This window comes from Streptomyces sp. NBC_01384, from assembly GCF_045040035.1.
Classification (GTDB): Bacteria; Actinomycetota; Actinomycetes; order Streptomycetales; family Streptomycetaceae; genus Streptomyces.
The window spans coordinates 7,935,795-7,952,018 of record NZ_CP109559.1 but is presented as its reverse complement, the minus strand read 5'-3'; the positions used below and the strand labels follow the sequence as shown (position 1 = coordinate 7,952,018).

General features: G+C 68.0%; 16 protein-coding genes and 3 pseudogenes. 10 read left to right on the top strand and 9 right to left on the bottom strand.

The window, feature by feature from the left end:
- Positions 1-34: 34 nt before the first annotated feature.
- Positions 35-328: pseudogene (locus tag OG747_RS36070) on the top strand (response regulator transcription factor); the annotation flags it as partial.
- On the opposite strand, the gene OG747_RS36065 reads toward OG747_RS36070, so the two are convergent.
- The 5 genes from OG747_RS36065 to OG747_RS36045 all read right to left on the bottom strand — a co-directional run bounded on the left by OG747_RS36065 (position 229) and on the right by OG747_RS36045 (position 4,688).
- Positions 229-1,131, bottom strand: a complete 903-nt coding sequence (locus OG747_RS36065) for an LLM class flavin-dependent oxidoreductase (RefSeq protein ID WP_405883530.1) — start codon at positions 1,129-1,131, stop codon at positions 229-231. The pseudogene OG747_RS36070 and the gene OG747_RS36065 sit on opposite strands and share 100 nt — an antisense overlap.
- A gap of 79 nt (positions 1,132-1,210) precedes the next feature.
- Entirely contained in the window at positions 1,211-1,891 is a 681-nt protein-coding gene (locus OG747_RS36060) for a hemerythrin domain-containing protein (protein WP_405883529.1), read from the bottom strand.
- A gap of 517 nt (positions 1,892-2,408) precedes the next feature.
- Complete coding sequence (locus OG747_RS36055; protein WP_405883528.1) at positions 2,409-2,876, bottom strand: DUF1348 family protein; 468 nt, start codon at positions 2,874-2,876, stop codon at positions 2,409-2,411.
- Positions 2,877-3,036: 160 nt separating this feature from the next.
- Positions 3,037-4,020, bottom strand: coding sequence for a zinc-dependent alcohol dehydrogenase family protein (locus OG747_RS36050; protein ID WP_405883526.1), 984 nt, complete (start codon positions 4,018-4,020; stop codon positions 3,037-3,039).
- 101 nt (positions 4,021-4,121) lie between these two features.
- Positions 4,122-4,688 carry a TetR/AcrR family transcriptional regulator gene (locus OG747_RS36045; RefSeq protein ID WP_405883525.1) on the bottom strand — a complete coding sequence of 189 codons (567 nt, stop codon included), beginning with the start codon at positions 4,686-4,688 and terminating at the stop codon, positions 4,122-4,124.
- A gap of 281 nt (positions 4,689-4,969) precedes the next feature.
- Between OG747_RS36045 and OG747_RS36040 the strand changes: the two genes are divergently transcribed.
- Both OG747_RS36040 and OG747_RS36035 read left to right on the top strand, forming a co-directional pair.
- Positions 4,970-5,674 carry an alpha/beta fold hydrolase gene (locus OG747_RS36040; protein WP_405883524.1) on the top strand — a complete coding sequence of 235 codons (705 nt, stop codon included), beginning with the start codon at positions 4,970-4,972 and terminating at the stop codon, positions 5,672-5,674.
- Positions 5,671-6,642, top strand: coding sequence for an aldo/keto reductase (locus OG747_RS36035; RefSeq protein WP_405883523.1), 972 nt, complete (start codon positions 5,671-5,673; stop codon positions 6,640-6,642). The genes OG747_RS36040 and OG747_RS36035 overlap by 4 nt, the downstream gene beginning before the upstream one ends.
- A gap of 311 nt (positions 6,643-6,953) precedes the next feature.
- Here OG747_RS36035 and OG747_RS36030 read toward each other — a convergent pair whose 3' ends face one another.
- Positions 6,954-7,508, bottom strand: a complete 555-nt coding sequence (locus tag OG747_RS36030) for a TetR/AcrR family transcriptional regulator (RefSeq protein WP_405883522.1) — start codon at positions 7,506-7,508, stop codon at positions 6,954-6,956.
- Between the two features lie 102 nt (positions 7,509-7,610).
- On the opposite strand from OG747_RS36030, the gene OG747_RS36025 reads away from it, so the two are divergent.
- The 6 genes and pseudogenes from OG747_RS36025 to OG747_RS36000 all read left to right on the top strand — a co-directional run bounded on the left by OG747_RS36025 (position 7,611) and on the right by OG747_RS36000 (position 11,015).
- Positions 7,611-8,174 (top strand): carboxymuconolactone decarboxylase family protein, encoded by a 564-nt coding sequence (locus tag OG747_RS36025; protein ID WP_405883521.1) that lies wholly within the window; start codon positions 7,611-7,613, stop codon positions 8,172-8,174.
- A complete protein-coding gene (locus tag OG747_RS36020; protein WP_405883520.1) occupies positions 8,171-8,389 on the top strand; it encodes a hypothetical protein in 219 nt (72 codons plus the stop codon). Before OG747_RS36025 ends, OG747_RS36020 begins: the two co-directional genes overlap by 4 nt.
- A gap of 304 nt (positions 8,390-8,693) precedes the next feature.
- On the top strand, positions 8,694-9,503 hold the full coding sequence (locus OG747_RS36015; protein WP_405883519.1) for an alpha/beta fold hydrolase: 810 nt from the start codon (positions 8,694-8,696) through the stop codon (positions 9,501-9,503).
- A gap of 130 nt (positions 9,504-9,633) precedes the next feature.
- Positions 9,634-10,590: an AraC family transcriptional regulator gene (locus OG747_RS36010; RefSeq protein WP_405883518.1), complete on the top strand. Its 957-nt coding sequence runs from the start codon at positions 9,634-9,636 to the stop codon at positions 10,588-10,590.
- 23 nt (positions 10,591-10,613) lie between these two features.
- A pseudogene (locus OG747_RS36005) lies at positions 10,614-10,802 on the top strand (NAD-binding protein); the annotation flags it as partial.
- Positions 10,779-11,015, top strand: a complete 237-nt coding sequence (locus OG747_RS36000; RefSeq protein ID WP_405885878.1) for a hypothetical protein — start codon at positions 10,779-10,781, stop codon at positions 11,013-11,015. The pseudogene OG747_RS36005 and the gene OG747_RS36000, both read left to right, overlap by 24 nt.
- A 251-nt stretch (positions 11,016-11,266) precedes the next feature.
- On the opposite strand, the pseudogene OG747_RS35995 reads toward OG747_RS36000, so the two are convergent.
- Positions 11,267-11,548: pseudogene (locus OG747_RS35995) on the bottom strand (thiamine pyrophosphate-dependent enzyme); the annotation flags it as partial.
- 289 nt (positions 11,549-11,837) lie between these two features.
- Between OG747_RS35995 and OG747_RS35990 the strand changes: the two are divergent.
- Positions 11,838-12,722, top strand: coding sequence for a hypothetical protein (locus OG747_RS35990; protein WP_405883517.1), 885 nt, complete (start codon positions 11,838-11,840; stop codon positions 12,720-12,722).
- 34 nt (positions 12,723-12,756) lie between these two features.
- Here OG747_RS35990 and OG747_RS35985 read toward each other — a convergent pair whose 3' ends face one another.
- Positions 12,757-14,364 (bottom strand): AMP-binding protein, encoded by a 1,608-nt coding sequence (locus OG747_RS35985; RefSeq protein ID WP_405885876.1) that lies wholly within the window; start codon positions 14,362-14,364, stop codon positions 12,757-12,759.
- 104 nt (positions 14,365-14,468) lie between these two features.
- Complete coding sequence (locus OG747_RS35980) at positions 14,469-16,148, bottom strand: AMP-binding protein (RefSeq protein ID WP_405883516.1); 1,680 nt, start codon at positions 16,146-16,148, stop codon at positions 14,469-14,471.
- Positions 16,149-16,224 lie beyond the last annotated feature (76 nt).

Sequence of the window (16,224 nt, the reverse complement as noted above, 5' to 3'; positions counted from 1 at the left end):
GCACACCGGAACCCGCAGGTGAACCCATAACCCACTCACAGCGCGGGAACGCGAGATCGCCACACTCGCCGCGTCCGGTCTGACCAACAAGCAGATCGGTGAGCGGCTCTGCCTCTCCGACCGGACTGTCGACACTCACCTGTGTCAGATCTTCCCGAAGCTCGGCATCACCTCACGAGTCGCGCTTCGCGATGCGCTCGCCTCCTGCCGTCGCAGGAGATCCCTTGATCAGGAGTGTCGCGCTCGCTCGGTTGCGACCATCGCACGCACGGCGGGCGCGACCTCCTCGCCGAACCGACGGATGAAGTCGGCGGAGTCGGCACGGTAAAGGAGATACACACTCATGCCCTGCGTGAGCGTGAGCTCCGTGAGCTGTTCGGCCCACATCTTGGCTGGTCCCTGCAGAAAGCCGGTGCCGGCGGCATCGAACGAGCCGCCGATGTTGTAGATGCGGCGTACCGCTCGCGGGGACCGGCCGGCTTCGGCAGCCGCCTCGTCGATGATCTGGTTGGCTGCCGGGAGATGCTCAGGCGGAAGAAACGGCGAGCTCGGCACCCAGCCGTCGGCGATCCCACCGATCAGTCGCAGCATCCGCGGCTGGTACGCCCCGAGCCAGATGTCGATGTCGTGGGCCGGAACGGGGCCTCGCCTGGCGCCGTCGAGGTGATAGTGCTTGCCTTCGAAGCACAGGTCGTCCCCCGACGTCCACAGGGCGCGGATGATCCGCACGGCCTCTTCCAAGGCTTCGACGGATTCCCCGGCACTGCGCCGAGGGCCGCCTTCTGCGCTGATGAGGTGCCACATCTGCTGCGCGCCGGTTGCCAGACCCAGCTCGAAGCGCCCGTTGCTGACCAGGTCCAGCGTCGCAGCCGTGCGGGCCAGGATCGGCGGCGGACGCAGCGGCAGATTGGCGAGGTTGGTCAGCAACCGCACCCGGGAAGTGCGGGCCGCGATGACTGACAGCAGCGTCATGGTGTCCAACCGCTCCGGCCAGTACGGGTGGTCGGAAAGGCTGACCATGTCCAGACCCACGCGCTCGGTCAGCTCGGCCAGTTCCACGACCCCCAAGGCCCGATCGCCCTCCGGCTCCAGCATGGTGCCGAAGACCAGATCGTGACCGTAGTCAGTCATTCATGCTCCTTACATACGCGGGTGGTGAGTTCCGCGAGAACACAGCAAGTGAGAACACAGCAAGAGGGAAAGGGCGCTGTCACATTTCGGTGCTGCGCGGTGGGGTGGGGGTTCCGTGGATCAGTTGGGCATGAGTCGCGTAGGCCTGCGGTGCGATCCGTCGGATGATCGGCTGAACCTCGGGCGGCATTTTCGCAATGGCGTTCTCCACGACCTCGGCGTCCGCCTCGTACATCAACATGCCGAATGTGAGCGGCATGGTGTCCGGGTCAGCATTCACCGCACCCTTTTGGACAATCTCGTCCCACTCCGCTGCCGGGATGTGCTTCTCCATGAGGGGGACCACATGTTCCTCCTCCGCGTGCAGGTGCTCCTTCAGCACAGGAATCAACCGGTCGAGCGCACCGGCCAGGGCCTCCTGGTCACCGAATGCGAAGCTGCCGCGCCAGGCCGCCAAGGACTCAGCCACCTCGTCCACAAGCGCGGCGACGGCCTCGTGCTGGTTCTCCATCAGATTGACCAGCGGACCGCATTCGTCGGCGCAGCGCTCAAGGAGCAGCGGCCAGACAAACATGTCCTCGCCCACATGGTGATGGTGCAAGTCAGTGCTCACATTGCCGATATGACTGCTGACGACCGCGACACGTTCGTGGTCTCCCTGCGCGACAGCCCGGACCAGGCCCGGCATGAGAGCGAACTCTCTCCGGAACATGTCGTGCAGCATGCTCATCTCGCGTCCGTCGAACATCGCGCCAGTCATCCTGATCCTGCTCTCGGTAATTTCGACAAGGTCGGCAGAGCTGAAACGACGCCGAATACTCCATCGCCTCGTACCGGGCGTCGTCGTTGGCAGGCGCCCGCTCGCCCATCCCCTGACCGTAGGCTCGGCGCCGATGGCGGACAACGCGTCAGCGTCCGAGGAACTTGTGCATGCGTCCAGAACAGAGCGCGTCGCCTGTTCGGCGCCAGCGGCTGTGAGCAGAAACGGGCCGCCCTCAGGGTGAGAATTCACCTGAAGGCGGCCCGGGTACTCTCCAACGACTCACTGCGTGGCCGAATGCCTGAAATCCATCGCGCCCGCCGCCTGTCGTCCTCACCTCTCGATGACGGGCGCGCTCTCGGCCAGTTCCTGACGTGTCGTGGGCCGACCGCTGATGCCCTCGACGGCTCCATGCCACGGCAGGCCGCCTCGTACTGCCGGCGCCACCGAGTGAGGAGGGACCCGACTTTGTCGGGTTTCACGGAGCTCTCCCTGGAGGTCAGGGCGCGGAGGCCGCTCAGAAACCGAAGTCGCTCAGGCCCGGGTGGTCGTCCGGGCGACGCCCCAGGGGCCAGTGGTACTTCCGCTCGGCCTCCCGGATCGGCAGGTCGTTGATGCATGCATGCCTTGCCCGCATCAGGCCCTGCTCGTCGAACTCCCAGTTCTCGTTCCCGTAGGAGCGGAACCAGTTGCCGGTGTCGTCGTGCCACTCGTAGGCGAAGCGGACCGCGATCCGGTTGTCGGTGAAGGCCCACAGCTCCTTGATCAGCCGGTAGTCGAGCTCTCTGGCCCACTTCCGCCGCAGGAACGCCACGATTTCGTCATGTCCCGTCGCGAACTCCGCTCGGTTCCGCCAGCGTGAATCCTTGGAGTAGGCCAGCACCACCTTCTCGGGGTCCCTGGTGTTCCAGCCGTCCTCCGCCAGCCGGACTTTCTCGGTGGCGGTCTCGCGTGTGAACGGGGGCAATGGGGGGCGCGTTGTCATCACATCTCCTCAGTCGAGCGGCTGCGGCTGCTGGACACTTCTCCGGCCTGCGCCGCCTCGGGGGGCCTGCGCTGCGATGTGCAAGCAGCATCAGGCTGTCACTGGCCGGGCCCTCTCGCATCGGTCATACGACGGTGCCGAAGCCGGGACAAAACGGGTGTCAGTCGATGTCGATCACGATCTTTCCTTGGGTGGTGCCGCTCTCCACGGCCGCGTGGGCGTCGGCGACGGTGGCGAGTGTGAAGCGCCGGGGGTCGAGCAGGGGTTTGAGTGCTCCCCCGTCGGCGAGGGCGGCCGCCTCACGCATGATCTCTCCGTGGTGCTCGCGCCCGCGCCCGGTCAGGATGGGCAGCAGGGTGAAGACACCGGAGTAGGTGGCTCCGCGGAAGGAGAGGGGGGCGATGCTGTGGGTACCCCAGCCCAGGGCGCTCAGGACGTGGCCGGTGTAGGTGCGCGCCGCCGCGAAGGACGCGTCCAGCACGGGACCGCCGACGGTGTCGAAGATGACGTCGAAGCCCTCGCCGCCGGTGTGCTCGGCGACGTACTCGTCGGCGGAGGTGGTGGTGTAGTCGATCGGGGTCGCCCCCAGGGTCTTGACGACCTCCAGTTGCGGGGTCGACGCGGTGGCGAAGACCGCGGCGCCGCGGGCACGGGCGATCTGAACGGCCACGTGGCCGATGCCGCCGGCGCCGCCATGGATGAGGACGTTCTGTCCCGCGTGGACCTGCGCCCGGTCGACCAGGCCCTCCCAGGCCGTGATGACGACCAGGGGCAGGGCCGCGGCCTCGCGCATGGTGAGTGAGGTCGGCTTGTGGGCGAGCAGGCGGGCGTCGACGGCCGCGTACTCGGCGAGCGAGCCCTGCAGATCACCGATGCCACCGGTCATGCCGTAGACCTCGTCGCCGGGTGCGAAGCCGGTGACGCCCGCGCCGACCTCCTCGACCACGCCGGCGAGATCCATGCCGAGGACGGCCGGCAGCGTGCGCTTGGCGTGGGCGGCCTTGCCGGCCCGGATCTTCGTGTCCAGGGGGTTGACGCCGCTGGCCTTGACCTTGACCAGCACCTGGCCCGAGCCGGCGGTGGGCTTGTCGATCTCGCTGAGGACCAGCAGAGTGTCGAACTCGTGTAGAACCACTGCGCGCATGCCTGCGCCTCTTTCCTGTCTTGTCATGTGGGTGTGTGGGGGCCGGAAAAGTTGAGGGCGTGTGTGTCGGTTGCAGTGCCCGCGGGTGCGTCCTGGTGCGATCAGGTATGGCTGGTGACGAGCAGGCGCGCTGCGGATTTCGCCTCGTCGACGACGGTGCGGTCCTGAAGCAGGCGCCCGGAGGTCAGGGCGCCGTCGATCAGGAGTCCGAGGTGCCGGGCGAGCGCGGCACCGGCGCCGGCCGTCTCGCTCAGCTCGGTCAGCCATGCCTGACGACGCTGCGTGTGCTGCACGGTGATGGCCCGGGCCTCCGAGTCCAGGTCTGCCTCGACCGCCGCACTGACGAACGGGCATCCGAAGAAGCCGTGCCGGTCGAAGGCGTCCGTCAGCGCGTCGAACAGCCCGACGAGCTGCTCGCGAGGGTCGTCTCCCGTGCGTGCGGCGGCGCCCTGCAGCTGTGCCATCCAGGAGTCGTCGGTCCTGCGCAGGTACGCCGCGACCAGCTCCTCCTTGGTGCGAAAGTGCACGTACAGCGTCGACTTCGCGACGCCCGACGCCGCGATGACCTGATCGATGCCCACTTCGCGCAGCCCGTTCGCATAGAACAGCTCGGCCGCCGCAGCGAGGATCTTCTCCTCGGACTTCGTCTTCCTGATCTGCGTCGCCATGACCACACCTCCTTAATCAAACAGACTAGTATGTTCGATTAAAGCCCGCAAGCTCGCAGCCCAGACCCTGACGCAACGGCGTCCAGGCACGAGGACGCGACCCACCCGCCGGGCACGCCATGTCGCGTGCGCGCACCGAACGCCTGCACGAGGGCGGCTCTGAAATTTCCGGACGATTCTGCATATATTTCGGAGCCTCGCTCATTGCAGACATTTATCGGCATTCTTAGGCTCGCTGGCCTAGACATCGTGCAAACGTCTCTGCTCCGAAGGCCCGACATATGACAATTTCTGAGAACATCAGGTCCACCGTTCTGCTGGTCCACGGCGCCTGGCACGGCGCGTGGTGCTGGGAGAAGTTCGCCCCAGAGCTGGCCGCGCTGGGATGGAACGTCGTGACCGTGGACCTGCCGAGCTCGTCCGCCGACCCGGACAACACGGCGGGGATGTACGACGATGCGCGCGAGATCCGTCGACGGCTTGACGGGATTTCCGGTCCGGTGACGGTGCTGGCCCATTCCTATGGAGGCCTTCCGGCCACCGAAGCCGCCGGTGGCGCCGACAACGTCGAGCGTCTCGTCTACGTGTCGGCATTCCAGCTCGACGAAGGCGAATCTCTCGCCAGTCAGAGTGCAGGGCAGATCCCGGAGGGTGACGTCGGCACCCTTCCGGCGAACGACGATCCACGGAAGTACTTCTACGGGGACGTGCCGCAGGACGACGCCGACCGCGCCGCCGACCGGCTGGTCCTCCAGACGCTCAAGTCGTTCAACGAACCGCTGACGAGGGCTGCCTGGAAGGGCATCCCCTCCACGTACATCGTGTGTGAGCAGGACCTGGCGATTCCTCCGGCCTTCCAGGAAGCGATGGCAGCACGGGCTTCGAGGAACTACCGGATTCCCGCCGGCCATTCCCCCTTCCTTTCGATGCCGGCCGAACTCGCCCGAGTCATCACCTCTGACTCTGTTTCTGAAGGACTCCGATGAAAACCGTCGATCTGGGCAGTCAGGGCCTGGTCGTCTCCGCACAGGGACTCGGTGCCATGGGCATGAGCTCCTGGTACGGACCCCGTGACGAGCAGGAGTCGATCGCCACGCTCAACCGGGCCGTGGATCTCGGTATCACGCACATCGACACCGCGGAGGCGTACGGGCCGTTCGCCAACGAGATGCTCATCGGCAGGGCGCTCGGACGGCGACGGGCGGAGATCAGCCTCGCGACGAAGTTCGCCACGGAGTTCGACGACGACGGGACCGCGCACGGCCACAACGGTTCTCCCGCACACGCGCATCGAGCGGTGGACCGCTCGCTCAGGCATCTGGGCGTCGACGTCATCGACCTCTACTACTTGCACCGGGTCGATCCACAGGTCCCGGTCGAGGAGACCATCGGAGCCATGGGTGAGATGGTCGCTGCGGGGAAGGTCAGATTTCTCGGGATCAGTGAGGCCGATCCCGGCACCATCAGGCGCGCCCACGCCACTCACCCGCTCACCGCACTGCAGTCCGAGTACTCGCTGTTCACCCGCGACGTCGAGCGCAACGGCGTGCTGGACACCGTTCGCGATCTCGGCATCGGATTCGTGGCGTTCTCTCCCCTGGGACGCGGCGTCCTCTCGGGGAAGATCACGCGCCGGGACGACCTGGCGCCGGACGACGCCCGGCGTGGCCTGCCGCGCTTTGCCGAGGAGAACCTGGCGGCAAATCTGGCCGTGGTCGACGAACTCGCGCGGCTGGCACGCCTCAAGGGCGTGACTCCGGCTCAACTGGCCCTGGCGTGGCTGCACCACCAGGGGGTGCTTCCGATCCCCGGCACGAAGCGGCGCACCTATCTGGAGCAGAACGCCTCAGCGACGGATGTACAGCTCAGCGCCGACGAGCTCGCTGCCGTCGACGCCATTGCCCCGCATGGCATCGCCGCAGGTGACCGCGGAGGGGAACGCCCGAAGAGCTGAATTCATGAAGGCGATCGCCGACCGCTTGTGGTTGTCGGATGCGTCCCTGCGATTGCGCAATCACGGGGCGGGGGCCGGCGGGGGCCCGGATCCTGGAGGGACATCATGGCGTCCGAGGAACGTGGCCGTGACGAGCAGCGAATCCTGCACCGGATCAGTTCGATGATCGCTGACGAGTAGGCCTTGCGGGAGCAACTCACGGAAGCGTGTGGCAGTACCAGCGCGACCGCGAGGAATAGGGCGGCTGATGTCCGCGGGGCAGGACGCGGAGTCGCAAGGGCGGTGGTCCTCATCGGAACCGTCGGTCCTGGTCAGGAGGCGAGGAGCGCGGCCGCGATACGGCGGGCGCGGTATGCGGCCTGAGGTGTGCGTTCCCGCAGCGCTGTCACGAGGGCGCCGTCGACCAGGAGGGCGAGCTGGCTCGCCAGTTCATCCGGAGTCGGGTGGCCGGCGTCGGCGAGGAGCCCCTTGAGGTAGCGGATGACGCTGCGCTTGTGTTCGGCGGCCACCTGGAATGCGCTGCTGTCGGGGTCGGCGGCTTCCACCATGGTGTTGATGAAAGCGCAGCCGCGGAAGTCGTCGCGGGCGAAACGCTCGGCCAAGGCGTCGAACACGGCTAGTGGCCGGTCCTGCGCAGGCAGGTTCCGGGCCGTGACGGCGTCCTCCAGCCATTGCCTCCAGCGCGTGTCCCGTCCGCGCAGGACTTCGACGACCAAGTCGTCCTTGCTGCGGAAGTGCCGGTAGAAGGAAGCCCTGCCCACGCCTGACTCGGCGAGGATTCGCTCCACCCCGGAAGCTGCGATGCCGTCGGCGTAGAACAGGGCCTCTGCGGTGTGCAGCAGCCGCTCACGTGCCTGTGTCGCCATAAACACAACGGTACCAGGCGGTTCCATCTTGGCGAAGGCGGAACCATTCAGTACCGTTCTCCAGACGGTACTGAATGGTTCCATTTTCTCGAAGGAGATGCCATGTCCCCCCGTTTGCCTCACGTCACGGCGGAGACCGCCGACGACAAGCAACGCACTCTGCTGGACGACACCAAGCGTCAGCTGGGCCGAGTCCCCAACCTGTATGCCTCCATGGCCAACGGGCCTGCGGCGCTGAAGGGGTACCTGGCGATGCGTGACGCACTCACCAAGGGGGTGCTGACGGCCAAGCTCCGCGAGCAGCTGGCGCTGCTGATCGCCCAGGAGAACGGCTGCCTGTACTGCCTGTCAGCGCACACGATGCGCGGCGGCATGATGGGTTTCTCGGATCAGGAGCTGGCCCGCACCCGCAACGCACAGTCCGGGGACCCGCACACCCATGCCGTGCTGACCATCGCCCGCGAGGTGATGAAGACCGGAGGGAATGTCGACGACGCCGTGCTGACGGACGCGAGGAGCGCGGGGGTCTCGGATGCCGAACTGGCCGAGATCGTGGCGCATATCGCCCTCAACGTTCTGTCGAACTACTTCAATCACCTGGCGCAGCCCGAGCTGGACTTCCCGGCCGTGGACGCATCCCTGCCCGCGATCGAGGTGACCGCATGACCCCGACATGGCGCGACGCGGAGTCGGTCGAACTGCGCGTGGGCTACGCGATCGAGGATGCCGCGGGCGCTCTCGTCCGGCAGGTGGACGACGTGAGGGTGGCGATCGAAGGAGGGTTCGCCCTGATCAGCGTGCCTGGCTTGAAGACGGTCCAGGTGGTGTCCGCGCCGGCGGTCCACCGGATCGTCTACCGCCCCCAGGACGACGCAGCGTAGACGCGCCACAACGTCTTCCCGCTCGGCGCCGACGGCACGACCCGCGCCCGCGTCACCAGCCCCGACGGGCTCGACGGGTGTACGTGCGCCGGCCGGCCCATGGGCAGCGGGTCGAGACGGGAGGGCCCCACCGGCCAGATGCCCGAGCATCCATCGCGGACGACAACGCATGTCGGGACACCCGCCGCAAACCTAGGCTGAAGAAGATCGCGGCTGCCACACAACTTTCAGCGGGCTGCGACGGCGTCAGGAATTGACGCACAGTCACGGCACGAAAGGAATCCGTGGACGCATGTTCATCCGAGTGAACGATATCGATCTCAGGGTCGAGGACACCGGCGCTGGACCGGCGGTGCTCCTGTTGCACGGCTTTCCGGACACGAGTGAGGTCTGGCGGAACCAGGTGCCGGTCCTTCGTGACGCGGGCTACCGGGTGATCACCATGGACCTGCGAGGATTCGGCGCCTCGGACAGACCCACCGATCCGGAGAGCTATCAGGCCGCGACGATCACGAAGGACATCACAGGAGTTCTCGACGGACTCGGGACGGACCGCGTCCACTTGGTCGGCCATGACTGGGGCTCGGTCATCTCCTGGGTCTTCGCCGCCTCGGCGCAGGACCGCGTGGCCACGCTGACGTGCCTCTCGACGGGACATCCGGCCTCGTACCGCAAGGCGGGCTGGGAGCAACGGGAGAAGGGCTGGTACACCCTGCTGTTCCAGTTCGACATCGCGCAGGAATGGCTGCTCAAGGACGGGGCGGCCAATCTTCGGGAATTCCTCAGCACCCATCCCGGCAGGGAATCCGTCGTCGAGCAGCTCAGCCGGCCAGGCGCGATGGAGAGCGCCCTCGGCCTCTACCGGGCTTGGGCTCCGCCTCGGTCGCTCGTCTCCGCACCCGTTTCACCACGCCCGGTTTCCGCTCCCGTGCTGGGAGTCTGGGGCAGCGCTGACAGATTCCTCGGCGAGCCGCAGATGACGGGGTCCTCCGCCGTGGTGGAAGGAGACTGGCAGTACGAGCGCATCGAGGGCGCAGGGCACTGGCTCCCGCTCGAGGTGCCCGCTGTCGTCAATCGGCTCCTCCTGGAGTTCTTTGCCAAGCACCCTGGCTGACGCTCCGATCAGGGTGGTGTCCCGGTCCGACCGACATCACAGCTCCAAGCTCAGTAGCAATATCGAATGAGTTCGTCGAGGGCGGCCGAGGTGGAATCGGCGCCACAGTTTTCTGGTACCGAGGTGGCAGATGGATCCGCTGGCCGATGTGTTCGGGCTCCTTGACGTCCAGAGCGCGAAATTCGCCCGCCTTGAAGCCAGTGCCCCCTGGGGCGTCAGTTTCAGCGGATACCAGCACGTGAAGCTCGGAGCAGTGCTGCAGGGGGCATGCACCATCAGCGTGGACGGAGTCCCCGGTACTCGGGATCTGATGGCAGGGGACTGCTACTTGCTCGGAAACGGACGCCCCTACCGCCTTGCGAGCAGCGCAGAAGTGCGCCCGACGCCGAGCGCGGAGATCTTCTCCCGGTTCGTCGAGGGTGGCACGGTCCGCATCGGGGCAGGCGCCGATACAGTCATCGTGGGCTGCGGCTTCCAGTTCGATACGGCCAACGCCGCCGTGCTCGCGGACGTCCTGCCGCCCATCGTGCACGTCCCTACCGATTCCGAGCACGCGGGAGCCATCCGGGCGGCCTTGGATCTGCTGCGCTACGAGACCGCCTCCCCCGGGCTGGCGACGTCGCTGGTGACGGAGCGGCTGGCGCACATCCTGCTCGTCCAGGTGCTCCGCGCCCACATCGCCGCTCAGAAACCCGCGGGGGGCGTATGGCTCACCGCGCTCGCGGATCCTCTGATCGGCAACGCGCTCACGCTGGTCCACGAAAGTCCTGCGCACCGCTGGACCGTGGCGGAACTGGCAGCCAAGGTCGGCATGTCCCGCTCCCACTTCGCCGCGCGATTCGCAGAGCTTGTGGGTACGCCGCCGCTCGAGTACGTCGCCCAGTGGAGGATACGATCCGCCGCTCATGATCTCCGACGCGGGAAGAAGACCGTCGCATCCATCGCGTCGGCATGGGGCTACGGCTCGGAGAGCGCCTTCAGCCATGCTTTCAAACGGGCCATGGGTGTTTCGCCCGGACGATATCGAGCGGCATCCCGCGAAACCGCGCCCCCAGCAGCCGGAGACGAGGCGCTTCGTTCGCTCTGAACCTCCACAAGCTCGCTGACAAGCGCGACTTCAAGCCCGGCTTCCGTATCGATCTGCACCACAAGGACATGGGCATCGTCACGGACGCCGCCCGCACCGTCGGCGCGGCCCTCCCGGTCGGCGCGGTCGTCGCCCAGCTCGTCGCCTCGCCGCGTACGCAGGGCGACAGCAGCCTGGCCCACTCGGCCCTGCTGCGGGCCGTGGACCGCCTCCACGCCCCGGCGCTGGACGGATCGCGGCGCGTGACCGAGGGGGACGAGACGCTCGGTATCGCCTATCACCTCGACGACGTCGTCGAGATCCTGCGGCGGGCCGAGGTCGACCTGGACGAGATCGAGGTCGAGGAGAGCGACATCATCGACTGGCAGGGCGGCGGTCCCGACGACTGGCCGGGGTTGTCGGAGCACGAGCCCCTGGCCGAGTGAGAACGCGCCGCGTGCGCCCCGGCGTACTCCACCGGACGTACGCCGTCTACGCAACCCTCAAATCAAGCTCTGAACACTGCCTCAGGGGCTTCAATTCACCCCGGGTGTGGGCACATTCTCGGCACATGAGGCCCGCCGGCACGGGGGCGGCGGGCCTCGTAACGGGGGTACGGGGGATGTCGACGGGGGACATCACGGGGGCGGCTCACCCTTTGGGTGAGCCGCCCCCTGGTACGTGACACGTACGTACGTCAGACTTTCAGTGTCTTGATCGACGTGGGCGCGTGGCCCGGCTCGGTCGCGATCTCCTCGAACTCGACGACGTTGCCGATGTCGTTCGTCGTGGACATCGCGATGTTGGTGATCCGCTCCAGGATCACCTCGACGACGACCGGCACCCGGTACTCGGCGGCAAGCTTCCTGGCCTGCTCGAAGGCGGCACCCAACTCCGCCGGATCGGTGACGCGGATCGCCTTGCAGCCGAGGCCCTCGACGACCTTGACGTGGTCGACGCCGTAGACGCCCGGTGACGGCCATCTTGGTCCCCGGCCCCGCGATCGAGGCGATGTCGACGGCCTGGAAGTCCTCCTTGTGGATCACGGCGGTCGGCGCCTGGCCGGTGATGCAGAGGATCGGGATCGAGTCGCCGATGCTTGATTCCGTATTGCGGAAATTAACTTCTACTATCTGGAAGCAATGTAGGTGGCGTGCCGAGGGGCGTCAAGGGTGGGCACGGAGCGCGATCCCCAGCGGGAGGGAAGAGGGGAAGGGTGCGGGGATGTCCGGGCGTTTCGCTGTCGCGAGCCCCCTGCCTGGAGGACGATGGACGCGCTGTCCCGACGTGACGTCCTGGAGTGGGCCATGGCCGAGAGCGTGCCGGTGCGGTGTCCGGTCTGCCGTCGCGAGCATCTCTTTGCCGCGCCGTCGTATCCGTGCGCGTGCGGCGCCCCCGTCACGCCCCCGCTCGACCGCCTCGCGGACCCCGCGCCCGTCACCCACCGCACCTGGGACGAGGACTGGGTCACGGTTCCCTGCGGCACCTGCGGCCGCGCGGACCAGTGGCCCCAGCCGGAACTGGGCTGCCCCTGTGGGACCGTGCTGCGGATTCCGGTACGAGGGGTACGAGGTGTACGGCGTCCCCTGCGCGCGCAGATCACCCCGGGCACCGCCGCCCCGGCGGACCCCGAGCCGGACGCGGCCCCGCACGGCCCGCCGCACACCGCCGAGCCATCGGCCCCCCGCGTCGGCGAGGCGTCGCCCGCGCCCGCCGCCGAAACCCGCCTCGTCCCCGATCACATCCCGCTGCCGCGCACCGCCCCGACGCCCCGTCCGGCGTTCCAGCCGGTCACCATCCGCACCGCCCGGGACGCCGTGACGGCGGCCACGCTGTACCTGCGGTGGCTCGGCTACCGCGACATCCGCAGGGCGGACCAGCGGCCCCCGTCCGGCATCGGCCTCGCGGCCCGGGGCGTCCTGGCCCAGGTGGACCCGACCGTCCGCCCGGCCTCGCTGCGCGACGTGGAGTGTCTGTGGCTGACGGCCATGACGGAGTCCACGGGGTGCGTCTACTTCTCCCTCGCCGGTTACGCGGACGACGCCCGCCGTCGCGCCGACACCCTCGGCGTCCCCCTCTTCGTCCTCGACCTCACGGGCACCCCACAGCCGGTGAACAACCACGCCGACGAACTCGTCGCCACCGGAGCCTGACCCCCGACGCGGGCCGGGGAGTGGGCCGCACCACCTACTCGGCGTACGTCTCCCGCAGTTCGATCTTCCGTACCTTCCCCGACACCGTCATCGGGAAGGACTCCAGGACCTGAAGCCGGCTGGGGATCTTGTAGCCGGCCAGCCGGTCCTCGCAGAAGGCGCGCAGTTCCTCCAGCGTCAGGGGGTCGGCCGGGTCGCGCGGGATGACGCAGGCGAGCACCTCCTCGCCGTAGCGCTCATGGGGTACCCCGACCACCTGGACGTCGGCGATCTTCGGGTGGGCGTAGAGGAACTCCTCGATCTCGCGCGGGTAGATGTTCTCGCCACCCCGGATGATCACGTCCTTGATGCGGCCGACGATCTCGACATAACCGTCCTCGCGCATCACGGCGAGGTCGCCGGTGTGCATCCAGCGGCCCGCGTCGATGGCCTCGGCGGTCTTCTCGGGCTCGTTCCAGTAGCCGAGCATCACGCTGTAGCCGCGGGTGCACAGCTCTCCTGAGGTGCCGCGCGGCCGGGTCACGCCGTCCACCGGGTCGACGACCTTCACCTCGAGGTGCGGGAGGACCCGGCCGACGGTGCCGGTGCGGTGCTCCAGGTCGTCGTCCATACGGGTCTGCAGGGACACGGGGGAGGTCTCGGTCATGCCGTAGCAGATGGAGACCTCCGCCATGTGCATCTCGGCGACCACCCGCTTCATCACCTCGACCGGGCAGGGCGAGCCCGCCATGATCCCGGTGCGCAGCGAGGACAGGTCGTACGTCGCGAAGTCGGGGAGGGCCAACTCCGCGATGAACATGGTCGGTACGCCGTACAGCGAGGTGCAGTGCTCGTCCTGGACCGCGCGGAGCGTGGCCGCCGGGTCGAAGGACGGTGCGGGGATGACCAGGCACGCGCCGTGCGAGGTCGCCGCGAGGTTGCCCATCACCATGCCGAAGCAGTGATAGAAGGGCACGGGGACGCAGATCCGGTCCCGCTCGGTGTAGGCGATCGACTCGCCCACGAAATAGCCGTTGTTGAGGATGTTGTGGTGGGAGAGGGTGGCCCCTTTCGGGAAGCCCGTCGTCCCCGAGGTGTACTGGATGTTGATCGGGTCGTCGCAGGACAACTCGCTCCCTCGCGACCGGAGTTCCTCCTCCAGGTCGGAGGTCCCGCGCCGGAGCAGCGCGTCCCAGCTCGGGTCGCCGATGTAGGCGGTCTCCCGCAGCTGCGGGCAGTTGCCCCGCACTCGCTCGACCATCGCCCGGTAGTCGCTCGCCTTGTGGCTGAGGGAGGCGAAGAGCAGCGAGATACCGGCCTGCCTGAGGACGTACTCGACCTCGTGGGTGCGGTAGGCCGGGTTGATGTTCACCATGATCGCGCCGATCCGCGCGGTGGCGTACTGGACGAGCACCCACTCGGGACAGTTGACCGCCCAGATGCCCACCCGGTCCCCCTTGGCGACCCCACTGGCGAGCAGCGCGTACGCCAACCGGTCGACGTCGGAGGCGAATTGGGCGTACGTCCAGCGCCGCCCGGACGGTACGTCGACGAGTGCCTCCCGGTCCGGCCAGGCCGCGACCGCCCGGTCCAGGTTGGCCCCGATGGTGTCCCCGAGCAGGGTCGTCGCACTCGTCCCATGGGTGTACGACGGCTCGCTCACCGCCTTGTTCACCGCCTTGTTCACCGCCTTGTTCACCGCCTTGTTCACCGCCTTGTTCACCGCCTTGTTCACCGCCTTGTTCACCGACTCGCTCGCGAGCTCGCTCACCGGAAGTCCTCCTCGCGGTACTCGGCGTCCGAGCCCGCGGCCGTGGCCTCGCGCAGCTCGATCCGGCGGATCTTGCCGGACACGGTCTTGGGGAGCGCGCCGAACTCCAGGCGGCGGATGCGCTTGTAGGGCGCGAGAACCGTGCGGGAGTGCTCGAAGAGCGCCTTCGCGAGGTCGGGGCCCGGCTCGTAACCCGCCGCGAGGACGACGTACGCCTTCGGGACGGCCAGCCGCAGTTCGTCGGGGGCCGGGACGACGGCCGCCTCGGCCACCGCCTCGTGCTCCAGCAGCGCGCTCTCCAGCTCGAAGGGCGAGATCTTGTAGTCGGAGGCCTTGAAGACGTCGTCGGCGCGGCCGACATAGGTGATGTACCCGTCCGCGTCCCGTGCGCCGATGTCGCCGGTGCGGTAGTAACCGCCTGCCATCGCCTCCGCCGTGCGGTCGGCGTCGCCGTGATAGCCGGTCATCAGGCCCACCGGCTTCGTCGACAGATCGAGCGCGATCTCCCCCTCCACCGCGCCCGGCGCACCCGACACCGGATCGAGGAGTTCGACGCGGAAGCCGGGGCTGGGCCGGCCCATGGAGCCCGTCTTGAGCTCCTGCCCCGGACTGTTGGAGACCTGGACGGCCGTCTCGGTCTGCCCGAAGCCGTCCCGGATGGTGACGCCCCAGGCGCGCCGCACCTGCTCGATGACCTCGGGGTTCAGGGGCTCCCCGGCGGCGACGGCCTCGCGCGGCGGGGTCCGCAGCTGCGTCAGATCGGCCTGGATGAGCATCCGCCACACGGTGGGCGGGGCACAGAAGGTGGTGACCCCCGCCCGGTCCATCTCCGCCATCAGCCGGCCCGCGTCGAAACGTGTGTAGTTGTGGATGAAGACGGTGGCCTCCGCGTTCCAGGGCGCGAAGAGGTTGGACCAGGCGTGCTTGGCCCAGCCGGGCGAGGAGATGTTCAGGTGCACATCGCCGGGCTTGAGCCCGATCCAGTACATCGTCGCCAGATGCCCGATCGGGTAGGAGCTGTGGGTGTGCTCGACGAGCTTGGGGCGGGCGGTGGTGCCGGAGGTGAAGTAGAGCATCAGTGGGTCGTCCGCGTGGGTGACACCGTCGGGCTCGAAGGTCGCGTCGGCGGCGTACGCGTCCTCGTACGACTGCCAGCCGGGCCGCGAGCCGCCGACCGTGACCCGGGTGTAGCGGCCGGGTACCTCGTCGAGCTTCTCCACGTCCTCGGCGCGCACGATCACGTGCCGGACGCGTCCGCGCTCGACGCGGTCGCGCAGGTCGGCGGGGCCGAGGAGGGTGGTCGCGGGGATGACGACGGCGCGCAGCTTCATCGCCGCGAGGGCCGTCTCCCACAGTTCGACCTGGTTGCCGAGCATGACGAGGATGCGGTCCTCGGCGCGGACACCCCGCGCGCGCAGCCAGTTGGCCACCCGGTCGGAGCGCTCGGACAGGGCGGCGAAGGAGAACTCGGCGCGCGTGCCGTCCTCCTCGACGATGTGCAGGGCGGTGCGGTCGTTACCCCGTGCGATGACGTCGAACCAGTCGAGTGCCCAGTTGAAGGACTCCGGCCGGGGCCAGCCGAAACCCTCGTACGCCGTGACGTAGTCCTCGCGGTGCTCCAGCAGGAAGTCCCGCGCGGCGCGGAACTCGTCCGTCGCTCCGTTCGTCACCGTCATGTGTCCTCCTCGTTGCCGCACAGCCGCATACCATCCTGTATTCCGTGATGGAGGCCTCACCACCCCCGAACGGGGG

Bases quoted from the DNA above. Each gene is read 5' to 3' on its own strand.
- OG747_RS36040 (WP_405883524.1), top strand. From the start codon at position 4,970: ATGACAATTTCTGAGAACATCAGGTCCACCGTTCTGCTGGTCCACGGC.
- OG747_RS36045 (WP_405883525.1), bottom strand. From the start codon at position 4,688: ATGGCGACGCAGATCAGGAAGACGAAGTCCGAGGAGAAGATCCTCGCT.
- OG747_RS36055 (WP_405883528.1), bottom strand. From the start codon at position 2,876: ATGACAACGCGCCCCCCATTGCCCCCGTTCACACGCGAGACCGCCACC.
- OG747_RS36035 (WP_405883523.1), top strand. From the start codon at position 5,671: ATGAAAACCGTCGATCTGGGCAGTCAGGGCCTGGTCGTCTCCGCACAG.
- OG747_RS35980 (WP_405883516.1), bottom strand. From the start codon at position 16,148: ATGACGGTGACGAACGGAGCGACGGACGAGTTCCGCGCCGCGCGGGAC.
- OG747_RS36030 (WP_405883522.1), bottom strand. From the start codon at position 7,508: ATGGCGACACAGGCACGTGAGCGGCTGCTGCACACCGCAGAGGCCCTG.
- OG747_RS36060 (WP_405883529.1), bottom strand. From the start codon at position 1,891: ATGACTGGCGCGATGTTCGACGGACGCGAGATGAGCATGCTGCACGAC.
- OG747_RS35990 (WP_405883517.1), top strand. From the start codon at position 11,838: ATGGACGCGCTGTCCCGACGTGACGTCCTGGAGTGGGCCATGGCCGAG.
- OG747_RS36065 (WP_405883530.1), bottom strand. From the start codon at position 1,131: ATGACTGACTACGGTCACGATCTGGTCTTCGGCACCATGCTGGAGCCG.
- OG747_RS36025 (WP_405883521.1), top strand. From the start codon at position 7,611: ATGTCCCCCCGTTTGCCTCACGTCACGGCGGAGACCGCCGACGACAAG.
- OG747_RS36010 (WP_405883518.1), top strand. From the start codon at position 9,634: ATGGATCCGCTGGCCGATGTGTTCGGGCTCCTTGACGTCCAGAGCGCG.
- OG747_RS36050 (WP_405883526.1), bottom strand. From the start codon at position 4,020: ATGCGCGCAGTGGTTCTACACGAGTTCGACACTCTGCTGGTCCTCAGC.
- OG747_RS36020 (WP_405883520.1), top strand. From the start codon at position 8,171: ATGACCCCGACATGGCGCGACGCGGAGTCGGTCGAACTGCGCGTGGGC.